Origin of the sequence: Edaphobacter dinghuensis, assembly GCF_014640335.1 — a bacterium.
GTDB classification, from domain to species: Bacteria; Acidobacteriota; Terriglobia; order Terriglobales; family Acidobacteriaceae; genus Edaphobacter; species Edaphobacter dinghuensis.
The window spans coordinates 1,178,912-1,204,318 of sequence record NZ_BMGT01000001.1 but is presented as its reverse complement, the minus strand read 5'-3'; the positions used below and the strand labels follow the sequence as shown (position 1 = coordinate 1,204,318).

General features: G+C 54.2%; 12 protein-coding genes and 1 tRNA gene. 4 read left to right on the top strand and 9 right to left on the bottom strand.

Annotated elements, in window-relative coordinates:
* Positions 1 to 4: 4 nt before the first annotated feature.
* From IEW09_RS04680 to IEW09_RS04665, 4 genes are all read right to left on the bottom strand, one after another.
* Positions 5 to 817 (bottom strand): MIP/aquaporin family protein, encoded by an 813-nt coding sequence (locus IEW09_RS04680; RefSeq protein ID WP_188552945.1) that lies wholly within the window; start codon positions 815 to 817, stop codon positions 5 to 7.
* A 48-nt stretch (positions 818 to 865) separates the two neighbouring features.
* A complete protein-coding gene (locus IEW09_RS04675) occupies positions 866 to 2,023 on the bottom strand; it encodes an ROK family transcriptional regulator (RefSeq protein WP_188552944.1) in 1,158 nt (385 codons plus the stop codon).
* A gap of 268 nt (positions 2,024 to 2,291) precedes the next feature.
* Complete coding sequence (locus IEW09_RS04670; RefSeq protein WP_188552943.1) at positions 2,292 to 3,254, bottom strand: sugar phosphate isomerase/epimerase family protein; 963 nt, start codon at positions 3,252 to 3,254, stop codon at positions 2,292 to 2,294.
* A gap of 115 nt (positions 3,255 to 3,369) precedes the next feature.
* Positions 3,370 to 6,825: a TonB-dependent receptor gene (locus IEW09_RS04665; RefSeq protein WP_229739080.1), complete on the bottom strand. Its 3,456-nt coding sequence runs from the start codon at positions 6,823 to 6,825 to the stop codon at positions 3,370 to 3,372.
* A 182-nt stretch (positions 6,826 to 7,007) separates the two neighbouring features.
* Here IEW09_RS04665 and IEW09_RS04660 point away from each other — a divergent pair, with 182 nt between their 5' ends.
* Positions 7,008 to 7,871 carry a sugar phosphate isomerase/epimerase family protein gene (locus tag IEW09_RS04660; RefSeq protein ID WP_188552942.1) on the top strand — a complete coding sequence of 288 codons (864 nt, stop codon included), beginning with the start codon at positions 7,008 to 7,010 and terminating at the stop codon, positions 7,869 to 7,871.
* A 140-nt stretch (positions 7,872 to 8,011) separates the two neighbouring features.
* Here the strand turns inward: IEW09_RS04660 and IEW09_RS04655 are convergent, their stop codons facing one another.
* Positions 8,012 to 9,199: a glycoside hydrolase family 27 protein gene (locus IEW09_RS04655; protein ID WP_188552941.1), complete on the bottom strand. Its 1,188-nt coding sequence runs from the start codon at positions 9,197 to 9,199 to the stop codon at positions 8,012 to 8,014.
* Positions 9,200 to 9,502: 303 nt separating this feature from the next.
* Here IEW09_RS04655 and IEW09_RS04650 point away from each other — a divergent pair.
* A tRNA-Ser gene (locus IEW09_RS04650) sits at positions 9,503 to 9,595 on the top strand.
* A 671-nt stretch (positions 9,596 to 10,266) separates the two neighbouring features.
* Here IEW09_RS04650 and IEW09_RS04645 read toward each other — a convergent pair.
* Genes IEW09_RS04645 through IEW09_RS04635 form a run of 3 tightly spaced genes read right to left on the bottom strand, consistent with a single transcriptional unit; the run spans position 10,267 to position 16,079 of the window.
* Entirely contained in the window at positions 10,267 to 11,724 is a 1,458-nt protein-coding gene (locus tag IEW09_RS04645) for an efflux transporter outer membrane subunit (protein ID WP_188552940.1), read from the bottom strand.
* Positions 11,717 to 14,911, bottom strand: a complete 3,195-nt coding sequence (locus tag IEW09_RS04640; protein ID WP_188552939.1) for an efflux RND transporter permease subunit — start codon at positions 14,909 to 14,911, stop codon at positions 11,717 to 11,719. The genes IEW09_RS04645 and IEW09_RS04640 overlap by 8 nt, the downstream gene beginning before the upstream one ends.
* A 13-nt stretch (positions 14,912 to 14,924) precedes the next feature.
* Positions 14,925 to 16,079: an efflux RND transporter periplasmic adaptor subunit gene (locus IEW09_RS04635; protein WP_229739079.1), complete on the bottom strand. Its 1,155-nt coding sequence runs from the start codon at positions 16,077 to 16,079 to the stop codon at positions 14,925 to 14,927.
* Between the two features lie 394 nt (positions 16,080 to 16,473).
* Here IEW09_RS04635 and IEW09_RS04630 point away from each other — a divergent pair, with 394 nt between their 5' ends.
* Together IEW09_RS04630 and IEW09_RS04625 are read left to right on the top strand one after the other, a co-directional pair.
* A complete protein-coding gene (locus IEW09_RS04630; protein WP_188552937.1) occupies positions 16,474 to 17,154 on the top strand; it encodes a helix-turn-helix transcriptional regulator in 681 nt (226 codons plus the stop codon).
* A gap of 876 nt (positions 17,155 to 18,030) precedes the next feature.
* On the top strand, positions 18,031 to 21,468 hold the full coding sequence (locus tag IEW09_RS04625) for a hypothetical protein (protein WP_188552936.1): 3,438 nt from the start codon (positions 18,031 to 18,033) through the stop codon (positions 21,466 to 21,468).
* Positions 21,469 to 21,643: 175 nt separating this feature from the next.
* On the opposite strand, the gene IEW09_RS04620 is transcribed toward IEW09_RS04625, so the two are convergent.
* Positions 21,644 to 25,165: a TonB-dependent receptor gene (locus IEW09_RS04620; RefSeq protein WP_188552935.1), complete on the bottom strand. Its 3,522-nt coding sequence runs from the start codon at positions 25,163 to 25,165 to the stop codon at positions 21,644 to 21,646.
* Between the last annotated feature and the right edge of the window lie 242 nt (positions 25,166 to 25,407).

Below are 25,407 nucleotides of genomic sequence, written 5' to 3'. Positions count from 1 at the left end.
GCCCTTAGCTATACTTCGACTCTCCGCTTAGAGCGCGAACGCGGGCGGGAAGATACGGTCGAACCAGATATTGGTAGACTCCTCCACCGATAACGCCACCTATCAGCGGACCGACTATTGGTACCCACCAGTAGTTTTCCGGCGAAGGAAAGGCCGAATTGCCCCACCCCGTCATGAAGCAGAAGAGCCTCGGCCCGAAGTCACGTGCCGGGTTGATGGCCCATGCTTCCAGATATCCCATCGACGCGCCGATCAGTGCAACGAGCAGGCCGATCATAAGCGCGCCCGAGTTCGCTCCCGGAGCCATCTCGTTATAGGTTTCAGTAATAGCGAAGATGCCAAAGATGAGAAAGGCGGTGAGAATGATCTGATCACTGAAGGCGTGCATGGGCGTAATCGCCAACCCGGGATGGGTAAAAAAGACCCCGGCTGCTCCACCGGCTGCACGGGTAAGATGCGCGGCTTCGTTGAAGTGATCGATGACCGGCGAGTACAGCGCATAAACCAGCGATGCACCTAAAATTCCACCCACGACCTGGGCGATGCAATACGGGATAACCTTGACCCACTCAAATTTTCTGTAGAGAGCAAGTGCAAGTGTGACAGCCGGATTCGCATGCGTACCCGAGACAGATCCCGTGGCATAGATCGCAATAGTGACCGCCAGCCCCCAAGCGATGCAAACACCCCAATAGGCTCCCTGATAGGGGCTCGGTGTATAGAGGGAGTACATGCCGGCAACGGAGTCGCCGAACGCAATGATGATAAAAACGGCTATCGTCTCGGCGATCAGCTCCCCAACCAATTGTCGCTTCATCGTTCCCAGCCTCTTTGTCGATTTAGTTGCAAAATGATCTTTCCGTCTCTAAACCATGCCTTCGCTCAAGACCAGAGCAACGGCGCTACGGAGCCGGGCGGCGTTGCCATCATAGGCTGGGCGCAGAACAGGCGACTTCGACAGGGAATGCTTTCTGAGCTCTGCTTCGACGATGGGGCCAAAGGTATGCCAGACGCCGGTAATGTCGCCGACGACCACAATCTCCCGGGGGGCGAGAGCAGAGGCGATCATACGGATGCCGCGACCTAGCTGGAGAGCCGTCTTTTCGAGCGCGCTGACCGCCTTTTTATTTCCGCTCTGCGCCAGCTTGAGAACATGATCGAAGCTGTCGGCCACGGACGAAGGTGAGAGGTCGTTGTAGTAGCGCAGCGCGGCTCGATTGGAGGCCAGCATCTCCCAGCAGCCATGATTGCCGCAGGCGCAGAGCGGGCCGTCAGGATCGATCTGGACGTGGCCGAACTCGCCAGCCATGCCGTTGTCACCGCGAAGAAGCTGGCCGTTGGCGAAGATACCGGTGCCGATTCCCTCCGACACATTGACGACGACCAGATCGTGCATACCATCGCTGTCGCCAAACCAGACCTCGGAGAGGGCGCATGCATTCGCTACGTTGTCCATCTCAACCCGCAGGCCAGTGGCTCGCTGAATACGGGACTTGATACTGAGAACCGGCCACTTGAGATTGGGCGCGAAGATAAGTTTTTGCAGGTGCAGATCGGTACGGCCAGGCAAACTAATACCGATGCCGTCGAAGGATTTGTCCTTGTGCGCGGTGATGAGTTTGCGGATGCCGGAGACGATAGCAGTGAGCGCTTTGCCTGCATCGGAGGGAAGAACGATGACGTTCTGCGCGATGATCTTTCCGCCAAGATCGGCGACGGCGACAGTAGTTTGTGCCGGGTGAATGTCGAGCGCGATGACAGCGCGCTGGTCGTTAAGCTTGATGAGCGTGGGGCGACGACCACGAGGAAGACGACCAGTAGCGCCCTCCAATATCCAGCGGTCGGCGATCAGTTCTTCGACTATAAGGGAAACAGTGCTGCGCTGAAGTCCGGAGAGCCGAGCGAGATCGGCACGAGAGACCGAGGGGCGCGTGCGAATGAAGTTGAACAGCAGTTTCCGGTTAATCTGACGAGGTGTCTTGTTGGAGGCGGTTTGTTTGCCGGCAAAGATAAAGTGCTGCATAGTTAGATTTATTTCCGCCCAGATGCGGCCATCCTTTCTGGGCCGGCACTCTGTTCATTCACATAGATTCATCAACGAATTTTGTGTGTAGCCTTTATACCATCGGAATTAAGCATTTCTCCATTCAGCAATCGCGAATTGCGCACCGGTACTCCGAGCGTACCGTGAGGCCGGATATACGAAATGGGATTCGGCTGAGAGAGCCCGAACCCCATTTTCAACTGCAAAATCGCAAAAATGTGGCTTCAGAACAAGGTCCAGGCTCTTGTCAGAGGGTTCCTGAGTTCTGGAGAGCCGCCTTCATGCCCGCCCAACTGATGCGAGTGGACTCTTCGTGCGTTGCGGCGCCATGCCAATGCGTCTCCAAGCTGACGGCCCCGTGGTAACCGATGTTTTTGAGATCGCGGAACTGCGCCGTCCAGTCGATGAAGCCCTTGTCCACCGGAGACCAAGCAATCTTCCCGTCCGGCCCCTTCACTGCATTTTTGACGTGGCAGTGGAGAATGCGGTTCTTCGGTAAAAGATTCCAACCGACAGGAAAGGCATCGAGTTCGCCGCGCATCACCGCGTTGGCAGGGTCCCAGTTCAACCCGAAGTGCCGTGACGGAATCGCAGCGAGAATCCGCGCCGCCTCAGGTGCGGTTGCTGTGTTGCATTCGAACTCGTTTTCGATGACGAGCAGCAGACCGTTCTTACCGCAAGTCTCTGCCGCCTTCTTCAACTGATCGTCGATCGCGGCACGATGAGGCTTCACATCATCGAGCCTCCAGAAGTCAAAACAACGAATCTTGTCGGTCTTGAAGCGCTTTGCGAGCGCCATGTATTTGTCGAGCAGCTCGCCCTGCTGCTTGAAGCTGTCGTTCGCGCCAAAGTCATGCTTTGGACTAAATGAGGACTTCGGAGCGTCGGGCCAATCGACCTTGAAGAGCGGACTGCCCATATCGGTGACGCGCAGGCTGTATTTGGCAAGAATCTTCTCGGCATCGGAGAGCTGGGAATCGGAGAGCTCGTGCAGGCTCTTGCCCCACATGCTGCGAAGCTCAACCCATTGCAAACCGAAGTCTTTGGAGATGACGGAGCAGGCGTGATCGAAGTCCGGTGAAATCTCGTCGCTGATGACGCCAATCTTAAATGGTGACTTTGGCACCAGAGCAAAGAGTGGCCGTACAGAACAGGCCGCAGCGGCAGCACCTGCTCCGGCGAGAAAATTACGTCGTGAAAAACCTTCCATTATTAGTCCCCTTCTACTCTTCTGACTTAGTTCGAATTAATTAGTTTGCTCAAGCTGGAGAGGCCGGGCACCCTGAGCGCCCGGCCTTTGGACGAATCTCAATGTACTGACAATTCTAGAACGAGATTCTTGCCGACGCCTGCAGCGTGCGGCCGCCTCCAATTCCGTTGACACTACCCTGACCGCTACCAAGCGTGCTGGTAACGCGGCCAAAGTTTCCTGATGTAAAGATGTTTCCGCTGCCGCTGTTGGGGTTATTGAACTGAGGCGTGTTGCTCAACTGAAATGCCTCGATGCGCATCTCCAGTGCTGCCTCACGGAAGACGTTGAAGCTCTTGAACAACGAGATGTTGTCCTGAATGTAGCCGGGCCCGCGGAATTGGTTTCGTCCGGTTGTGCCGAGTCCTACATTCTGCAAGGTGCACGGTGGCGGAACCTTGCTTGGAGGTATCGCCGCAGGGCATCCGCTGGGCTGGCCAAAGGCAGTGGGATCGAGCCAGTACTTATTCGCCCCAATACCATGGGTCACCTTGTAGGGACCGACAAGGCTTGCCGTCTGCGCCGTGCCTGGCGTATTCAGCGAGCCTCCGTTTGCATAAACAGAGAACGGTGTGCCGGACACAGCAGAGATAATGCCGGCAACCTTCCAGCCACCAAGAGCTACAGCAGCAACTCCTGTATTGAGATGGTTATGACCACGGCCAAAGGGCAGCTCGTAGGTAAAGCTTTGTTCATAATTCAAGAGCCGGTCGAAGTCATTGGGAGCATAGTTTCTACGTTGATTGATAAAGAACATGAGGCCGCCGTCATCGCCGCTGACATAGCCTAATCCCTTGCCCCAGGTGAAGGCTGTTGTAAACGACAGCCCATATGAGGTGCGCTTATTTAGTTGAGCCTGCAAGGACTGGTAATTTGAGGAGAAACCTTGGAAGTATAGGTTAGTGGCGGCAGTTCGTTTGAAAGCAGCATACTCAGGAACGGAATTATTGCCACCACCATAGAAGTTGGGCAGATTGATGTTCTGGCTACCCGCAATATCTACTCCGTGGTTTGCAACATAGGCGAGTTGCATGGAGAGGTTACCGGCAAACGCCTGCTGCACAGCTACATTCCACGATTCGACATAGGGATTTTTGAAGTTCTTGGGGATAACCGTGTAAACCTGGCTGGTAAGCGCTGGAGTACTTGCAGAGATAATTCCATTGCTAGGAATGGCGACAGGCACCGGTGCTGGAAATCCTGCCTGGAACGTCGCAACAGTGACTCCATCGCTCAAGACCGCCGGATTGAAAGCCGAGGTTCCACCAGGTTGGTAGCTGTTGTTGGCGCGAATTGGATAGTTATACGCATACGTGTTATCTGGGAAGGGAGCATAACTGATACCAAAGCCTCCACGGATAACCGTATTGTCGGTAGCGCGATAAGAGAAGCCGACGCGCGGGGCGAAGTAACGATAGCGCGTTTGCATTCCCAGGTTCGATGGATTACCACCAAGCCCTGCAAGCACAAGGTTATTGGTTGTCGGATCGTAGTTGGAGAAGCCGCCTGCAATCTTCGGCGTGGCCGGTGGATAGAACTCCCAACGAACACCAAGATCGAGCGTCAGCTTGGAGGTTGCCTGCCACTTATCGCTGGCAAAGGCAAAGAACCACCACTGCCGATAAGCCGGGAAGAAGGTATTCAGATCGCGGCCAGTCTGGCTTGGCACATCGAGAAGAAAACTGGCGATATCATTCGCGACGTTAGTCTTGGCACCAGCCTCAGATGTCTGGGGCTCTGCAAAGGTAAATGCTCCGCGCGGGCTGAAGGTCTGATCCTGTAGAAGATCGTCGCGTACACGGCGAAGATCAGCTCCCATCTTTAGCGTGTGATTACGGATAACTTTGGTCCAGTTGTTGACGAGGTCGATATTAGCTTCGGCCCGGACCCATGGCATCGACGCTGAGTAGCCCATCGTCGGGCCAGTGAAGTTGCCGATGGTTACAGCCGCCTGTCCTGACGTAAACGGCTGACCACTAATATTCACACCGGGGATACCGATCGTTGTCGCATCATTGGTTCCATAGTCGCTCGGTTGCGAAGTGTTATGAAGATGCGCAACTCCGAATCGGAACTCCGTAAAGAGAGTAGGCGAGAAGACATGATCGTAGTTCACGCCAGTGCTGTATGAATTCTGAGTGCCAGTACCTTCAAAGCCTCCACCAGCAGGACCACCTAAAAACGACCCGAAGGCAGGAGCCTGGAAGGTGAGGACGCGCTGATAGCTATATCGCCCACTGAAGTGGTCTCGGCCGGTCAGGGCATAATCCACCTTGGTATCAAAGCTGTCCGTTGTCTTGGTGAAAGGCAGGTTCGTAACAAAGTTATTGGTCGGCGATGCGAGATTAGATTGGTTCTGGTTTGGTTGCGCCACCTTGCCCATTGCCTGGAGGATCGCAAGGGAGACAGGGTTCACCTTTCCGATGGGAATCTGGTTATTCGCAAAAGGTGTTCGTGGGTTTCCCACGGATCCGTCGCCGGTGGTGGGATCGTAGACCTGCCCGGTTCCGTCTGCTTTCAGAGGAGCGCTTAGATCGATAAATCCAGATGCGTTCGGCGTATAGAACGTAGGAGGAGGAATCGTGAAGGTATTCGAAATTTTTTCGTGGTCGGTGGTGCGGAGATAATCCCCAAAGAAGAACAGCTTGTCCTTCAAGATAGGACCGCCAATGCTACCGCCGAAGTAGTTGTACGAGAGATGGCCGAGCGGCCCACCGAAGTAGGAGCGCGCATTCACATCGTTATTCTGAATGAACTCAAAGACCGAACCGTGGAAGGCGTTGCTACCCGACTTCAGGATGACATTGGTTACAGCGCCAGTGGCACGTCCAAGCTCTGCTTCGTAGTTGTTCGTGGAGATATCGACGGACTGAATTGCTTCTGCCGGTGGAATGATTATCTGGAGTAGACCGGTTCGCTCGTCGTCATCGATGCCTTCAATCTGGTAGAGATTTCCCATTCGCGCATTTCCATTGGCCTCGGTTTGCAGCGAACTCTGCGCATTGAAGAACTGTGAGTGCTGAAAGGTTGCCGGCGATGTTCCGGGGACAAGGTTGAGCAGAGACTGAAAGTTGCGGTTCGTACCTAGCGGCAGATTTTCTACCTGATGCGCTTCGATCTTGGTGCTGATGTCGGCGCGGTCCGTCTGGAGCACTGGCGGAGCCGTGGTGACAAGCACCGTCTCGGAGACACTTCCTAGTTCAAGACTTACATCGACACGCGTCGATGTATTGACCAGTAGGGAGATGTTTTGATGGGTATCCTTCTTGAACCCCTTGGCCTCGACCGTAACGCTGTAGGTGCCGGGAGGTAGATCAGGAAAGGTGTAATTGCCGCTTGCATTCGAAACGGACTGATGCGCGACGCTCGTCTTGGCTTCGGTAGCAGTAACGTTTGCATCGGCAACCGATGCGCCGGTGCTATCGGTGATGGTGCCCAGCAGGGTAGCGTTAACGGCCTGCCCAAACATGAAAGGTGTGGAACACAACGCAAGAACGATGGCAACAAAGACAAGTATTTTATTGCGAATCACGTGAACCTCCAGGAGTAGTACATAAATTCAGGGTCAAGCAATTTATTGTTCGAAGAACGAACGAAACGTTATCAGGACGATTAGAAAATAGCAACAAAAAATAGTTGGAAAATATTGAGCGATCTGGCTTCTATTGAAATCGCGCTGGACGAGCCTACATCAGCGGGGGTAGGATGCCCAGCATGAGCCTTTCAATGTCCCGACGTAACCTGTTGCGTGCAGGCACGATGCTGAGCGCCTCGGCCTTTCTTTCCAACCCTGGCTTCGCTTTTGCCGAAGAGAACAAGCCAGATACCTCCTCTTCCCCAATACGGTTGGGGATCGCCAGCTATACCTTCAGAAATTTCGATCAAGCTCACTTGATCGATTTCATGAAGCAGCTCAAGACGCCTTATTTGAACCTAAAAGACACACATCTCCCCATGACTCCTTTAGACCAAGTAGCCGCCAAAGCAGCCGAGTACAGAGCAGCCGGAATGACTTTGACTGCACTTGGAACAATTTATTTCCCCAAAGATGATGACGATGATATCCGCGCAAAATTTGAGTATTGCAAAGCTGCCGGCGTATCTCTCATTGTTGGTGCGCCAACACACGAGACGCTGCCACGCGTGGAAAAATTCGTGAAAGAGTACAACATTCGTGTGGGAATCCATAATCATGGCCCAGAGGACAAACAGTGGCCTTCGCCACTGACAGTGCTCGATGCTGTGAAAAATATGGACCCGCGTCTGGGTTGCTGTATCGACGTAGGTCACACTATGCGTACTGGCACCGATGTCGTCGAGGCAATCCGCAAGGTCGGATCGCGCCTGTTCGATATCCACATGAAGGACCTCGCCAAGAGCAACGTGAAGGAGAGCCAGGTCGCAGTAGGCGACGGATTGATGCCAGTCCCGCAGATATTCAAGGCACTGATTGAAATGCGCTATCCAGGTCAAGTCGATCTGGAGTATGAGATTTTCCCGTCGGATCCAATGCCTGGCGTCATCAAGAGCTTCGCTTATATGCGTGGCGTACTGGCAGGAATGGGGTATAAAGGATAACCTGAGACGCAATATGAGGTATTTAAAAAGAATGCAGACCGCACATTAGTGCACAGTTGCTACTTTTTATTTGTAAAAAATACGGCCGTCAAGAATATCCGAAATATCTCCGGAAACAAAATCCTGACGACCGTATTGGTTTACTTCGATACACGCAAGAAGAAAACGCCGTGTCCCGGCACCGTTACGGTGTAAGGCTCGCGAATAGTCCCAAGATCCTTTGCCTGCCAAAGATCCTTTGCCTTAACTGCGTGACCGAATCCCAACTTGCTGAAGTCTACCTGTGTAGTCAATGGACTGGGAGCGCGGTTGAAGACACCGACGGCCTTTGAGCCATCCTCCAACGGCTTAGCCCAAATCTCTATCGGACCTTCAGCGCTGACACGATCTCCCTGCTTCCCTGCCGCATCCTGATCGACAGCGATCACATCTCGGTTAGTTAGAATCGCGATAGTCTCAGGCGTCATTGTGGTCAGATCGTTGCCGGCCAACAGCGGCGCCGTAAGAATGGCCCACAGCGCCATGTGCGTACGATACTCATCCGCGGTCATACCCCCGTTGCCGACCTCGAGCATGTCTGGATCATTCCAGTGTCCTGGCCCTGCGAAGCGCGACAGACCTGCCTGGCTGAAACCGATCTCCGCCATGCGAGAGTAGTGGTCGTTAATGTCTCCAGTTGTACGCCAGAGGTTACCGCCAACGGTCGTACCCCATCGCCAAACCGCATCGTTGCCATATTGGCAGAGGCTATACACAATGGGTCGCCCAGTACTGCGCAGTGCATCGCGCATCTTTATATAAGCGTCCACCATAATTTTGTTGCCGGCCTCAGGGGTGGGAGCGGCTTTTATCTGATCGCGCAGACCGCACAGATCGTACTTCAGATAATCGATGCCCCACGCGGCGTAGGTCTGCGCGTCCTGCAGTTCATGCCCATAGCTTCCCTCGAATTTCGCACAGGTCAATGTTCCTGGCGAAGAGTAAATGCCGAGCTTCAATCCCTTGCTGTGAACGAAATCAGCCAGCGCCTTCATATCGGGAAATCTGCTATTTGGATGAATGATGCCCTGCGCGTCGCGCGTGCCCTGCCAGGTATCGTCAATATTGATGTAGGTATAACCCGCATCGCGCATGCCGCTTGAGACCATGGCCTCCGCCTGTGCGCGAATGGTTGCGTCATCGATCTTGCGATGAAAGTGATTCCAACTGTTCCATCCCATCGGAGGACGCATGGCCAGGCCGTTCTGCTGCGCCGATGCAGCGCCCGGAAGAAGCAAGAGAGAGGATGCAAGAGCAACGCAGGCAATGCGTATCCGTAAGAGCTTCATAAGAAAATGACTCCAATGTGAATTCTGTCCGTAACTGCGATGGCAAAACAGTGAGATTTATACGTGAAGATATAGATGAAATGCAAATCACTAATTTTATTTGTAAAAATTAATTTTTACCATCTGTAAAACGATACAGCCTTGACAAAGATGGGACGTCGCATCCCAGTTCCAGTCGAAACCGCCTCGACCTAAAAGTCGCTCTCATTCCCCAACCGCGCACAAATTTATCGCACGAGTGACATACATCTCCATCGGCAAGTTATAATCGCTAAAGCCGATAACACAATCGCAACAAAAGTCGGAGAGTTGGCCGAGTGGCTGAAGGCGGCGGTTTGCTAAACCGTTATAGGGTCAAAAGCTCTATCGGGGGTTCGAATCCCCCACTCTCCGCCAGTTAGTCGTTTCTCCTGCTTTTAATTGGATAAACCGGCACTTACTCGCCAAATTCTTGCCAAATTATTGATCCTTTGATTGTATTGATGCCGATAGAGAGTCACGTTGGCCGACGATTGCCCGGCTTATCGAGGTGTCTTCTCTGCACCCCGACCATGCGGAGAATCGCTCGCGGAATCAATAATTAGGTAGGCGGTCTTACTGCCAAAACCGATATCGTTGAGACTCAGTCTCACCCTATGGGCATGAGCTGGCGCATATACCAATTCTGGCAAGTAGGTTCAATTCACAGTATCCTGACTCAAGCTGCCTAGCCATTCTGAATCAGGATGAAGGATTGACCGAGCATCTTGTCGTTGACGACTTTGTTGCCGCCCATGTCTTCATTTTCGGTCAAGATACAGGTTGGTCTTCTGCCGACATTGTCAGGCAGATGTCGATTTTGTCGCCTAGGCGCAGGCGCCGAACCTCTCAAGGAGGAGCGTGGTCTGCGAGCTTTCGTGCCTGCAACTAGCAGCGGAAAATATATTCACATCTCCGAAAACCTCGGAGACAAGAACAACGAAACGAACGAACCGGATGTTTTGCGGTCTCGGCACTCCCGTACTCAAGAGATTGTGAATCGCTTGGTCATGATATGCACCAGGAAATAGCGTCGCGTTTTGGCAATATCAATGTTTTTGAGCCTTTGTGTGCGGCGCCATGTTCGACGGCAGTCGTTGTGGCCAGCCGCCAGCAAGCGCCCTGTATAAGGAAACAGCCGCTATCCCGCTGTTAGAGCGACTTTCGGCGAGTGATTCTTCGGCCTGAAGTTGCACTCGCTGCGCGTCGAGTAGGTCCAATAATCCCGTGGCACCATCTGTATAACGCACACGCGCAAGTTTCGTGGCCTGTTGGCTGTCTTGCGTCGCGTGTTCCAGTTGGATGGTTCGGTCCTGCGAACGCGCATACCGTACCAAAGAGTTTTCAACATCCTCCAACGCCAGCAGCACGGTTTGCTGATACTGTGCGAGCTGAGCGGAGGAATCGGCACGGGTTGCATCCAGCCGCGCGCGTACACGGCCCACGTCAAGAAAGGACCAGTCGATACCAAGCGCAACCAGACTGGTTGGACTAATGCTGTCGAAGGGAGTGCCCGAGCGAGAACCATAGCCTCCGAACATGCCGGAGAAGCTCAGGCGAGGAAATAAATCGGCTGTGGCAATACCAATCTGCTCTGTCGCAGCGTGCAACCGCTGTTCTGCGGCTGCGATATCAGGACGGCGACGCACAAGATCGGTAGGCGCGCCGGGATCGATACTGGGTGGCAACGCTGGTAATGGCTTCGCGGTATCGAGTTCCGCAACCAAAGCATCTGGCGTGTGTCCGCACAACACCGCCAGACGATGCTCGTCGACGGCGATGGATGTTAAAAGAGTGGGTATAAGCGCGAGCGTCGATTCCAGCTGGGCACGCGCACGTGCCACATCGAAATCAGTGTCACGGCCAGCCGCGAGGCGCGCTTCTATCAGTTGCACGGTCTCGCGCTCGTTATCGGCATTTTCGCGTGCGATGCGTAGACGTTCCTGCTGGCCGCGCAGATCCATATAAGTACTGGCGACATCTCCGACGATCGTTACCTGCAACGCCGCAAGATCGTTCGCGCTTGCCGCAGCCAGCTCTCGTTGCGCTTCAATGTTATGGCGTACACGGCCCCAAAAATCGAGCTCCCAACTAGCATCCATGCCAGCGCTAAAGAAGCGGCTGACAGGAGAATAGCCGTACGCCTGGCTTTCACCGACCTGTTGACGGCCGCCTTGTGCATTCATGGTGACAGTTGGGTAACGGTCGAATTTGGCTGCGCGCAACAGCGCGTTGGAGCTGTCATAGTGGGCGAGAGCGGCTTGTAGATCGTTGTTCGCCTTGAGGGCCTGATCTACCAGCGCGCTGAGTTGTGCGTCCTGAAAACCATGCCAGAACTCGGCGTCCCCTGCATCGGCGACAGGCGTTTGACTATGGCTTTCGTCAGCAGAAGGAGCGGTAAATTGTTGAGGCAAGGTGACGTCTGGCCGCTTATAGTGCGGCCCCACAGAGCAGCCCGTCAAAGACAGGGCGAGAACTACGGGAAGGATTTTAATCGAGTTATACATTCGTGGCTTCCAATACATCTCTGTCGTCTTCCATGGAGCTGTAGCTGCCTTCTGCAGCCAGATTTTTTCCTGAGAGTTTGCGCAAGGCAACGTAAAAAACCGGGGTAAGAAACAGACCGAACAACGTTACGCCGAGCATGCCGGAAAACACGGTGATTCCGGTGGCTGCACGTACTTCGCTTCCAGCGCCATGTCCGAGCAATAGAGGCACCGAGCCGGCGATAAACGCAATCGACGTCATCACGATGGGGCGCAGACGTAGACGGCAGGCTTCGAGCGCAGCTTGCACAGTACCCATTCCCTGAATTTCGAGTTCGCGTGCAAACTCTACGATCAAGATGGCGTTTTTGCACGCCAGGCCCATCAGTACAACCAGACCTACCTGCACGAATACGTTGTTGTCGCCGCCCGTCAACCATACGCCCAGCAGAGCCGCACACATGCATACCGGCACAATCAGAATGACCGCGAGCGGCATGGTCCAGCTCTCATACAGCGCAGCAAGCACAAGGAATGCAAGCATCACCGCGAGCGGGAACACAATCGCCGCTGCGCCGCTCTGGGTCACCTGTTGGTAGCTCAAATCGGTCCATTCCAGCACCATGCCTCGTGGGAGAACTTTGTTGGCGATCTCCTGAAGCTTCGCAATCGTTTGTCCGGACGAAAGAACGTGCGGGTCGGCATCGCCGATCAAATCGGCAGCGGGATAACCGTTATAGCGCATCACCGGATCAGGGCCGTAGGTTGGAGTAATCGTCACCAGCGAACCGACCGGCACCATCTCACCGCGCGCATTGCGAACACGCAGATTGCCGATGTCCTCTTCGCGTTGGCGAAACGTGGAGTCGGCTTGCACCATGACGCGGTAGACGCGACCAAATATGTTGAAGTCGTTGACATAGGCAGAGCCGAGGTAGGTCTGCATAGTGTTGAACAGATCCGTCAGATCCACTCCCTGCGCCTTGGCCTTGTCTCGATCCACCTTAACTTCGAGCTGCGGAGTATTGGCCTGATAGGAGCTGACTGGAAAGGTCATGCCAGGGGTCTGCGCAACAGCGCTCTGAAAGGCAACGACAGCGTTTTGTAGAGCGCCATACCCAAGCCCCGCGCGGTCTTCAATATACAGCGAGTAGCCCGAGCCGTTGCCAAGACCCTGAATGGGAGGCGGCATAAGCGCGTAGGCATATCCCCCTTTGATGCTGGCGAATTTGGCGCTGAGTTCGTCGTTGATCGCCTTCGCGCTGCGCTTGCGTTCGTCAAACGGCTTGAGGATGATGTAGGTCGCCGTAAGGTTGGGCGTATTGACTTGTTGCAAGGCGTTGAAGCCAGCATTGCCCATTACCTTTTCGACGCCTTCGACCTTGTCCCCCATCTCGACCAGTTTGTGCGTAACCTCTTCGGTACGGGCCAGTGACGATCCCTCGGGCAACTTGGCCCCAGCAAAGAGATAGAGCTTGTCCTGCGTTGGGATAAACCCCGTTGGGACCTTGTTGAATAACAAAACTGTAGCCGCCAGAAGACCGGCGTAAACAAAGAACACCACCCCGCGCAGCTTCAACGAGCGTCCCACGGTGCCGTGGTAACGATCGGAGCTGCGCTGGAAGAATCTGTTGAATGGCCTGAAAAACCAGCCCAACGCCTTATCGATGCCTCGCGCTAACTTGTCCTTGGGAGCATCATGGTCCTTAAGCAGTTTTGCCGCCAGCGCAGGAGACAACGTCAACGAGTTGATTGCGGAGATTACGGTCGAGATCGCAATCGTGACTGCGAACTGTTTGTAGAACTGGCCGGTGACGCCAGTGAGAAACGCCATGGGCACAAACACGGCGCATAACACCAATGCAATGGCGACGATGGGGCCGGAGACCTCTTTCATCGCCTGGTGCGCGGCAGCTCGTGCATCCAGCCCTTGCGCTATATTGCGCTCAACGTTTTCTACTACAACGATTGCATCATCCACGACGATACCTATCGCAAGCACCATCCCGAACAACGTCAATGTGTTAATGGAAAAGCCTAATAGATATAACCAGGCGAAGGTGCCGACAATCGAAACCGGCACTGCAACCAGCGGAATAATTGAAGCACGCCAAGTCTGCAAAAACAGAATCACGACGATGACAACCAGCAGTACGGCTTCTATCAGCGTGTGCTCTACCGCACGAATTGATTCGCGTACAAATACGGTGGGGTCCCAGATGGGGCTGTAAGCCATGCCTTTAGGAAAGCTCTTGGAGAGCTCGTCGAGCTTCGCGTAGACCGATTTAGCGACACCAAGCGCATTCGCACCGGGCGTCAGAAAGATGCCGACAGCAACCGCGTTGTCGTTGGTGTCGGCGTGAAAGGTCATGGTGTAATCGCCGGAGCCGAGTTCCACCCGCGCCACATCGGAGAGATGCACGATCTGGCCGTCGGCGCCGCTCTTCAGCACAATATTGCCAAACTCCTGTTCACTACGAAGGCGTCCACGCACATTGATCGAGATGAGAAAGTCCGCCGACTTGGGAGAGGGTGGCGCGCCAAGTTGACCGGCAGAGACCTGAACATTTTGCTCACGAATAGCGTTGAGCACATCAGTGGTCGTCAGGCCGCGCGAGGCAAGACGGTTCGGATCGAGCCAGATACGCATGGCATAGTCGCCCGAACCTATCATCTGCACGTCACCGATGCCGGGCAGGCGCGACAGCTCGTCCTTGATATGAAGCACAGCGTAATTTCTCAGATACAGCGAGCTATAGCGATGATCGGGAGAGGTGAAGTCCACATACATCAACGGCGTGGGTGATTGCTTCTGTGTCGTGACGCCGAAATCACGCACCGCTTCCGGCAATCTTGACTGGGCCTCGGCAACGCGGTTCTGAACACGCACGGCGGCCGTATCTGGATCAACGCCAGGGCGGAAGGTGACCACAACCTGAAGGCTGCCGTCGGAGCCGCTAACCGACTTCATATACATGATGCCTTCAACGCCATTGATCGCCTCTTCCAGAGGTTCCGCCACCGATTCTGCGATCTCTTTCGGATTAGCGCCCGGGTAGTTTGCCCGCACTACGACGCTCGGCGGTATCACCTCCGGATATTCGCCAGAGGGAAGAATCGGAATCGCAATCACGCCAAGCGAAAAGATGATGATCGATAACACAACCGCAAAGATCGGACGATCAATAAAAAAACGTGAGAAGTCCATGTTCGTAAATTCCTTAGTTTGCTGCGATCTGAGACACAGCAGGCGATGCAGACGAAGAGACATCCATCGCGGTATCTTTCGGCGTAACGGGCACACCGGAATAGAAGATCTTCTGCAGGTTGCTCACAATCACCTTGTCGTTCGAAGCCAGGCCTGACTGCACCAGGCGAAGTCCATCGACGAGAGGGCCAAGCGTGACATCTTTGCGCAGTGCCTTATCGCCAGGGCCAAGCACATAGACATACTTGCGGTCCTGATCGGTCATCACAGCTTTATCGTCAATCAGCATTGCCTGCTGCTCGGACTGGTTCTCGAGCTGCACACGCGCATACAGGCCGGGCGTAAAGGTGTGATCTGGATTGGCGATCACAACACGCGCACGGATAGTACCCGTCGACGGATCGACCCTATTGTCGAGAAAGTCTATCCGGCCGGCATGCGGGAAACCCGTTTCATTCGCCAGAGCGACCCGTACAGGATTTTCCGCATTTACACGCTCGCCTTTGCCTGCACGATTTTTGTAGTGCAGATAGCTTTGCTCGTCGCAATCGAAGTAAACATAGACAGGGTCCTGCGAAACCACTGTAGTCAACACGGTCTGGTCTGCCTGGGCGAGATTGCCGGCGGTAAGTTGGGCGCGGCCGACCCGGCCATTGATCGGAGAGCGCACCTCGGTGAACCCGAGATTCAACTCCGCCGTCGCCACTGCAGCCTCTGCCGCGTGGACGTTTGCAATGCTCTGGCTCAGATCCGAACTGCGGTTCTGGTACTCCTCGCGCGAGATCGCCTTGGCGGAGTCCAGTGTCTGCGCCCGCTGCTCCTGGATCTTGGCAAAGTCCGCTACCGCGCGCGCGTGATCGAGCCCTGCCTTGGCGCTTTCAAGAGCATCGCGGTATGGACGCGGATCGATTGCGAATAATAACTGGCCGCGCTTCACCGCATCGCCTTCATGAAAGACAAAACGATCTACATAACCGGTGACCCGCGGACGGACATCGACGTATTCAACAGCCGCAACACGGCCATTAAATTCATTCGATAGTCGCACCTCGCGCGATACGACGGAGGCAACACCAACCTCTGGCGGCGGATTATTGGAAGCGGCGATCACCGCCGGCTTACAACCGATCACAAGCAGCGTTAGCCCAAGGGCACATACACCTTTCAACAAGGGACGTATAAGAGCAAATTGTCTTTCAAAGTTGCGCAAAGCAGTGTCTCCATATAGGTCGGCGAAAGCATTCCGGGCACGGATGAGGCGATTGTTCATCGACTCAATAAGCCTAATTTCAAAGATATTTCTTGTATAAATAGCGGGCTACAGTATGCCAAAAACAAGCTTGGAAAATTATTTACATTCATTGGCGAAATCCTCTCCGCAGAGGTCTTTGCGTTCGATGCTAAAGGTTGAGGCAGACGATTCTTTTTTAGTTACAGAGGAACGGAAATACCTTTAGAAATTAGAGACTTCGACAACTAGTTATGGTCTAGTAAAGATGCGATCGCTCCGCGCCAGGATTCAATAAAATCTTGCTTCGGTTGAATTTTCGTATAATAGTGCTATGGCAGGTATATCAAGTATTGACTTGGAAAACGAGCATGCTTGTCGAACACAAGCGGATCGATTACTCCTGCAACTGAAAGTCAATGGTCCGCAGACCGCGTCTGACCTGGCTCTTTCGCTAAAGATCACAGGCGAAGCTGTTCGTCAGCAGCTTCAAAAACTGGCAGCAGACCACCTGATTAAATTTCAATCCGAGAAAAAGGGAGTCGGACGTCCCTGCCAGAGGTGGAAGCTAACAAAATTAGGCGAGGGAAGATTCTCCGATGCTCATAGCCTGACTACCGTACAACTCATTCAGGGAATCCGGGAAAGCCTTGGTGAAGGAGCTCTCAACACCATCCTTCGTTTTAGAGAAGAGGAGATGGAGGTTGCGTACCGCACTGCGCTTAAGGATGCCAAGACTCTATCAGCCCGCGTACAACGGCTCACAGAGATCCGAAGCCATGAAGGCTATATGGCGGAGTGGCGCGAAGAAGAGGATGGCACATTCCTGTTGATCGAAAATCACTGCCCCATTTATACGGCAGCCACAACGTGTCAGGGATTCTGCCGATCAGAACTCTCGCTCTTTCAAAGATGTCTGGGCGAAGACGACGTCCGCATAGAAAGAACGGAACACATTCTCGGTGGTTCAAGACGATGCACCTACAAAATATGGCCTGCCCCACATAACGCTTGAAGAAGCACCGCAATAGGTTAGCTGTGTGGATTCCTGCAGAGCCTCTACCAACTATTCCGCGAATAATGTAACGGGGGCACCTGTCGTCACCATACGGATAAGCTTGAACTTCAGCTTCTTCGCCAAGCCCGTGATCTCTTCTTTCGTAAAATGCTGCCTGACCTGCTGGGCTTTGTCATCGCAGAAACGTCATAGCTGAGAATTTTCAGATGTTGCTACTGAGAACCTTGAACCTTTCCGACAGTATGCGTTTTGCCAATCAGAACTTCTGTTTCTTCGATCCCACTACGATAGACAACGGTCTGCAGAAGCATATGCCACCAAAGCGACGCTCCTACCTATCGAAACAGGATTCTGGAGAGGTACTGGCCAACGCTTCAAAAACTGGTTCAATAATCATGGTTTTCAACAGCTACACATCTGGCTGATATTTCTGTGTGTCTGAAACGCATACCATTCCTAAAGAGGTTGATCTGCCAAGGAAGGCCGCGCAACAATGACTGATACTGTAGGTGTAACCATATTGTAAGAACACACTGCTGGGCTCGCGTCTTCGGTGACAAGCACATTCCAAAGCTGAGAGTTTTACTTTATGAAACGAACTTACCCTCTGTAGTGACTACTTATAGTGCATATCTAGAAACAACGCGGCATATAAGAATCCGCGTTTTTGCTGCAAATTGCTTCAGTCAAAGAAACTATCTTCCAGAAATAGAAACGTAAAAAATGAAACGCCTGACATCGAAGAGATTGGGTGGGTCGTTCATATTGACACGCCTTTGTACTGCGGACTACAAGGCTCGTGGAATTTATAAACCCAATATGTTGAAGCCTCCTGTCCCTATTAACTAAGGGTAGAAGGCTTAGGAGACCCTTATGCTTTCGAAACGAGGTTGGCTAGCATTCTTTGCGATCCCCTGGCTTTTCGTTCTGCTGATAAGTGCGACGATCAGCCACGCTCAAGTGAGCTATACGACCACGTGGGTGGGCAACACGTATTCAACTACTCCCACGTATGTTGGCAATGCTATGCGATCCATGTGGGTGGCGCCAGAAGGTGTCATCTATACATCATCGATGTGGGACGAAAGTCAGGGAAGTATCAACATCTATCAGAACGGCCAGAAGACAGGCTCCATCGGCGCTCATGGGGAAACCCAGGGCGGAGCGATCAGCGGCGATACCACCGATCTCTTCGCTGCGCTGCAATTCAACACTACTCTGGGCGGTAGCGGCTATATAGGCCGATACAACCGCAGCACCAAGACGCGGGATCTGACGTGGTCGGCGAGTTCGGACAAGACCGAGCGACTTGCCGACGTGATCACTGGAATCGCCGATACCGGCACACTCGTTTATGCGAGCGATCATCCTGACAATCTGGTGCGGTGCTACACCACCGCTGGGGTATGGCAATCGGATTGGAGTCTCACAGATCCCGGCGCAATCGCGATCGACGGATCGGGGAACATATGGGTTGCCCAGAAGAACGAGGGAACAATCCAGGAATTCTCGCCGACAGGGAGCATGCTGAATACGATCAGCATGGGTTCCAGCGCGCGGCCTTCGGCGCTGTACTACGACAGTGCTAATAACCAGTTGATGGTCGGCGATCAGGGGCCGAACATGAACATTCAGATCTATGGGAATCTGTCGAGCACGCCGACTCTGGTGAGTTCCTTCGGCGTGCAAGGCGGATATCTGGACACGACTGCGGGAGTGAAGGGACAAACCGGGAGCCAACGCTTCACGCGCATAGTTGGTATCGGAAAAGACAGCACCGGCAATCTCTACGTTCTAAATAATCCCTGGGGAGGAACCTGGGACCTGGGACGAAATGGGAAGACCGATCTTCATGCTTACAACAGTTCCGGCGTTCTGCAGTACACGCTGGAAGGACTGAACTTCGAAGGCAACGCTGCTTTCGACCCCGGCACGAACGGCGCTTACTTATATAGCGGTCAGGACGTTTACACGGGTTCAGGTGGAGCAGGATACGTTGGCAACAGCGTCGATTCACTCGACTATCCAACCGATCCACGTGTGGACGTGACTAACAACAGCCGCGGATTCGATTTCGGCCTTATGACCAGTGTTGGCGGACATCGAATCCTCGCGGCCGCCGGGCAGAACCCGGATATTTTCCTGTTCTCCTATTTCCCCACCAATCAATATTCGTCTGTCCCATTCGGCACGCTGCCGGGCCAGACCAGTCCGGCGGGCTACACGAATTACTTCAATACGACAGCTCGGGTTCGGAATGGATTTGCCCTTGATACGAATGGAGACATCTGGGTGGGGTTAGACAAGACCAACGCCATCACGCATTATCCGTTGACCGGCTTTGACGCGAATGGCATGCCCCTCTACGGAACACCGACAACCACGCCGACGCCATCGACCATTGCGCCTTTGGCAGGCATCGAGTACATCCCATCCACCGACACGATGATCCTGATGACGGCCAATGGCACCGATTGGACTTCGCTTGGTGGCAGGGTCGAGGTGTATCACGGCTGGAAGGCAGGCAACACCACCAATCCCAATCCTGTCATCAATCTAAAGACCACCCAGAATCCCAAGGGACATGCGGCGGCGGGCAATTATCTATTTATCTCGTATGTCCACACTGTGCCTGATATTGACGCGTACAACCTTACAACTGGCTCTAACGACCTGACGATGACGAGCGCCGACCCCAACGTGGCAGTCGGCAACGATGTCGATTCGATGTACGGCATTCGGGCTTACCAAAAGGCCAACGGCCAATATGTGATCAGCAAGGACAATTACAACAACAACTCAATCGTCATTCACACGATGACCGTTGGAAACCCGCTGCCGGATTTCAGCATCTCGGCCACACCGAGTTCGCAGACGGTGGCGCAAGGGAACAATACGACTACTTACACGGCGACGGTCACCGCCCTGAACGGCTTCACCGACACGGTGAGCCCGAGTGTGAGCGGATTGCCTGCCGGGGCGACGGCGAGTTTTGTGCCAGCGTCGGCCGTAAACCCCAGGACTTGGGCGCTGAGAGTGGCAACCACCTCGACGACTCCGGCGGGAACTTACACCCTGACGATCACGGGCACCAGCGGTACCTTGTCGCACTCGGCTACTGTGATGTTGATCGTGCAAGGAGCGCCGGACTTCAGCATCTCGGCAAGTCCGAGTTCGCAGACGGTGACACCGGGCAATAGCATTACCTATACAACGTCGATTAGTGCGTTGAATGGCTTCGCATCCACAGTGAACCTGAGTGTGAGCGGATTGCCCAACGGCGTGACGGCAAGCATCAGCCCGGCGTCGGTCTCCGGCTCCGGAAGCGCGACGTTAACGGTCTCGACGGCAACCACGACTGCGATGGGAACGTACACCCTGACGATTACAGGCACAAGCGGCACCCTGTCGCACTCGGCCACAGCAACATTGGTAGTACCGGGTCCGGACTTCAACATCACGGCGAGTCCTGGTTCGCAGACGGTGACGCAAGGCAATAACACTACTTACACAGCGTCTATCAACGCGCTGAACGGCTTCACCAACGGGGTAAACCTGAGCGTGAGCGGACTACCTGCCGGGGCAACCGCAAGCTTCAGTCCAACATCTGTTTCCGGTTCCGGAAGCGCGACGTTAACGGTCTCGACGGCAACCACGACTCCGACGGGGACGTACACACTGACGATCTCGGGAACCAGCGGCACGCTGTCGCACTCGACGACAGTGACTCTGGTGGTCAATGCAACCACGGGTGGCGGTCTGCCAACCGGCTGGACCGATCAAGATATTGGAAGCGTGGGCATCGCTGGTAGCGCCAGCTACAGCAATGGCACGTTCACAGTGAATGGTTCTGGGACCAGTATTACCGGTACGGCTGATCAGTTCCACTATGCATATCAAGCCGCAGGCACAAGCTACACAATTACAGCCCGGGTAGTCAGCATGACCAATACCAACAGTGGAGCGCAGGCAGGTGTGATGATCCGCGAGACCCTCGATACCGGTGCGGCAATGGCGAACGTCAACCTCACACCTTCGAACGGCGTCACCTGGGTCTATCGCACGGCCACGAGCGGCAGTTCGAGCGGGAGCAGAACTGCGGGCCTCGTAGCACCCTATTGGGTCCGCGTCGTGCGCAACGGTAGCACCTTCACCGGTTACCTTTCACCGGATGGAGTGACCTGGACGCAGCAGGGCACGGTCAGCATCTCGATGGCGAGCAACGTATATATCGGACTGGCGGTCAGCAGCCGCAATAGCTCCCAGCTATGTACAGCAACCTTCGATAATGTGTCCGTCACCACGCCTTAGTCCAAGACATGGAAGTCAAGCAGCGGTTCGACGGAAGGCATTATCCCTGCACATGAAGTCAAAATGAATTTTCCTCCTGTCCGCGACTCCGAGTGAATTCACTCGGAGTCGTGTGCAGGAGGAAAAACTCGTTGGGCGACTTTCCAGAGGGAGCATTCTAGAAAGTCGGGATGGATTAGAAGTTGTACTTCAGAGAAAACTGAGCGATGCGCGGGTCTCCCTGGGTGGATGTGATCGTGCCGAAGCTCGAGCTGCTGAAGCTGGTGTTGGGGTTAGCAAGTTGTGTGTGATTGAGGACGTTGAAGTACTCAGCACGGAAGTCCAGGGATGTTTCGCGATAGATGGGGAAAGAGCGGATAACAGCGGCGTCCCAGTCGGTGAGAGAAGGTCCGCGGTAGGTGCCCTTGATGATGTTGCCGAAGCCAGTTCCCGGACCACTGTTGACAGGCGTGGAGAAAGCAGCGTCGTTGAACCAGTTGACGCAGGATTTTCCGGCGCCGCAGTGACCTCCTCCAACCACGTTGTTATAAGCCACCTTAGTGAAATCGCGGTTGGGCCGGTCCTGACCAAGGTTGGTGAGTGAGATGTCGCTGCCCATAGAGGGAGTAAGGACGTCGCCGGAGCGGAAACGGAGGAGCCCCGTAGTGCGCCAACCGTTGACCACATAGTTGACCGCGCGGAAGTCAGAGTGCGCCTTGGGAAAGTTGTAGACATAAGACATGGAGATGACGTGAGTATGGTCGATGTCCGAGAGACCACGATCAAGCGCCTTGATGTCCGTAACATAAGCCGCGACAGGAATGTTGACTGCGTTGGCAGGATAAAGCGGGTAGACGTAGGACTCACCGGGGTTGACGTCTTCCGTATTGGAGACGCGAGTGGCCTGGGGCATGTCATCGTAAGACTTTGAGAAGGTGTAGTTGAACAGGACCGAGAAATCGTGTGTCATGCTCTTCTGAAGTGTGGCCTGCAACGAGTTGAAGTGGGCATTGCCGATCATCGCTGTTTCGACGATCTGCGAATACGCCGTGGCGCAACCGGTAGAGGTGATGCATGGACCGACAACCGGCGGCGAGTTGTAGACACGACGCTGGTTGGTGCTCCCAATACCATTATTGACGGCAGGGTTAAGCTCAAGGTTCACAAGCTGGTGATGCGAGGTGGAACCGACATAGGCCAAGTGCATCGACCAGTTTTGCGCTAGCTGTTGCTCGACTGCCAGGTTGAAGTCGTTAGTAACAGGAACCTGGAAGTTACCGGATGGATCGTATTCGGCAACCTGGAAGGCGTTGGGGAAGACCTTATCCTTCGGGAATGGCAAGGTGAAGGGGAAGGGATTCGCGACTGCGCCAGCGGAGCAGCCGGTGCAGTAAGGGTTGCTGAAGGGGCCACCAGGGTTAGTGCCTGGCGCAGTGCCATACATGCCGGGGTTAGTCAGCGCAAGAGAGATCGTGTTGGGAACGAAGCTGCCCTGAGTGAGGTTGAAAAAAGCGGGCAGGCGGTCTTGATAGAAGATGCCGAAGCCACCACGAACAGCAGTTTTGCCGTCACCGAAGACGTCATAAGCGAAGCCAACGCGAGGCATGAACTGGGTATACCTGTTACGGACACCATTGTGAGGGATGCCGGGGTCGCCACTGACAAGCAAACCGGCAGGAAGGTTCGTGTAGACCTGCGACTTCTGGTTGGCAATATAAGCCGAAGGAACCATCTCGGTCATAAGGTTGCGGCGATCAGTCCAAGGAGCAAAAGACTCCCAGCGCACGCCATAATTAAGTTGCAGGTGACGCGTAGCCTTCCAACTGTCCTGGGCATAGATGCCGGGGAAGTGGTTGCGGTCGTTAACTAATTCATAGTTGCCTTGACCGAAGCTGCTCATAAAGCCCATCAGAAAGTTGCCGTAGGCGTTTGGATAGGAGTAGGTGTTAGAGCCGATCTTATTCGTGACACTATTGAAGCCGAATGCTCCATACGAGGTGTAGACGTTAGTGACGTCGACCTTGGAGAGCTCGAAGTGGCCGCCAAAGGCGAAGTTGTGGCTGCCCTTGACCCAGTGAAGATCGTCGTTGAAGGAATAGTTGTTGCGGCCCCAGGCTGCGAATGCAGAGGAAGTTGCGCCGAAATATCCGGTAATGGTCGCCTGGAGGAAGGGGCCAGTGGCGGGCTGCCAAATATTGGTTACGCCATAGTCGGTAATCTTTGTGCTGCCCGGAGGGCCACCGCGAAGAGCGACTTCACGTTGATAGTTCAGAACCAGCGAGTTCAGGATGTGGTCGGTAAAGGCGTGTGTCTCTGAAAGCAGCGCGTTCTGATAACGAGTGTTGAAATACGAGGCGTAGCTCAAGAGGTTATTGGGGTTGAAGACGCCGGACTGTGTATACCAGTCGTAGAAGTAGCGGCCAAAGATATGATCGCGAGATCCGAGGTCGTGATCGACACGTGCGGTGTACTCGTCAAAGGACTGAAGGACAGGCTTGGAGTAGTTCACAAGATTGCCGATAAGACCGGCACCGGCATCGGAGGTAACGGTAGGAAAGTGTGACTGGTAGTTGACCGAGGCCGGATCGAAGGCCGCCTGCGGAATGTGGTTATACGGATAGACAACATTGGTAAAGGGGTTACGAACCTGCTGGCTGGCAGTAAGGCAGTTTCCGCTGGTGTCGAAGCCGGCTTTGCAGAGATTGCTGAGGTCGGCGTATGCGGCCAGACCACCCGAGGCTGTACGACCTTCTTCGGCAAGGGTCGGGACAGTGCTGCTGGCTGTAGAAATCTGGTTGGCAATTGTGTGCTGGTAGCCGAAGAAGAATTGGGTGGCGTTTCCTTTGGACAGATGCGGAATGATGACCGGCCCACCAATGGTGCCGCCGAACTGGTGGCGGTGGAGATTGTCGGCAACGCTAGCGAAATAGGGGCGGGCGTTGAAGTAGCCGTTGCGGAGGAATTCAAAAGCTGAACCATGGAAGTGGGAGGTGCCCGCCTTGGTAACAATATTGACTACAGCACCCGCGCTCTGGCCGAACTCGGCGTCGTAGTTGCTGGTCTGGATGCTGAACTCTTGCACGGCATCTGGCATGGGGAAGGGTGCATTGACATTCGTAAGCTCATCAACGTTGTTACCGCCATCGAGCAAATAGTTGGACTGATTGGGAAGAGTTCCGTTCGATGTAACAACCACCGCCGCAGGGAAGGTCTTACCGTTACCCTGATTAACGCCGTTGCCTTCATTCGTGGCATCTCCTACACCGGCGACCAGAGTCATCAGCGAAGCGGCATTTCGGCCATTGAGCGGCAGATCAACCACGCGCTCGCGGTCGATGACCTGCGACATGGTGCCGGTGGTCGTGTCGACCTGCGGCGGTGCGGTGGAGACGTCAACAACCTGCGTGGCCGCCCCAACGGTGAGCTTTGGATTGACAGTCAGCGACTGGTTGGCCTGAAGAACGGCTTTCTGCTCATAAAGCTGGAACCCTGAAGCTGTCACCTTGAAGTCATAGCTGGCGGGCGGCAGTGTAGTGAAGACGAAGGCACCGTTTTGATTGGACGTAACCGTAGTCTCATGCCCCGTATCGACCTGAGTAGCGGTAACGCTGGCGTTGGCGATGGCTGCGCCTGAAGGATCGGTCACTGTACCGGAGACAGAGCCATAGCCTTGCGCGAGCAACTGAGAAGCAGACAGGGCGAAGAAGATCAGGGTCATCAGGAGACAAGAAGCTCTCCATAATTTCCTATTCAGAAATTGTTTCGGCATAGAGGTCATGATGGTGAGCACTTTAGCCGTCTCATTTTAGAACTGTCAAGAGAAAGTAAAAAAACAGAAATCCATGAGCGTATCTGCAAGAAAATAAAAGAAATATGGGACAACAAGACGAGCAAAGACGTGGAAGACTCCGTCGAATGACGATGGACTGAGGAAAAGAAGGAATAAAAAAATCGAACATC

Coding starts and splice junctions, on each gene's coding strand:
- IEW09_RS04675 (WP_188552944.1), bottom strand. CDS start 2,023: ATGCAGCACTTTATCTTTGCCGGCAAACAAACCGCCTCCAACAAGACA.
- IEW09_RS04625 (WP_188552936.1), top strand. CDS start 18,031: ATGCTTTCGAAACGAGGTTGGCTAGCATTCTTTGCGATCCCCTGGCTT.
- IEW09_RS04655 (WP_188552941.1), bottom strand. CDS start 9,199: ATGAAGCTCTTACGGATACGCATTGCCTGCGTTGCTCTTGCATCCTCT.
- IEW09_RS04645 (WP_188552940.1), bottom strand. CDS start 11,724: ATGTATAACTCGATTAAAATCCTTCCCGTAGTTCTCGCCCTGTCTTTG.
- IEW09_RS04660 (WP_188552942.1), top strand. CDS start 7,008: ATGAGCCTTTCAATGTCCCGACGTAACCTGTTGCGTGCAGGCACGATG.
- IEW09_RS04640 (WP_188552939.1), bottom strand. CDS start 14,911: ATGGACTTCTCACGTTTTTTTATTGATCGTCCGATCTTTGCGGTTGTG.
- IEW09_RS04620 (WP_188552935.1), bottom strand. CDS start 25,165: ATGACCCTGATCTTCTTCGCCCTGTCTGCTTCTCAGTTGCTCGCGCAA.
- IEW09_RS04680 (WP_188552945.1), bottom strand. CDS start 817: ATGAAGCGACAATTGGTTGGGGAGCTGATCGCCGAGACGATAGCCGTT.
- IEW09_RS04670 (WP_188552943.1), bottom strand. CDS start 3,254: ATGGAAGGTTTTTCACGACGTAATTTTCTCGCCGGAGCAGGTGCTGCC.
- IEW09_RS04630 (WP_188552937.1), top strand. CDS start 16,474: ATGGCAGGTATATCAAGTATTGACTTGGAAAACGAGCATGCTTGTCGA.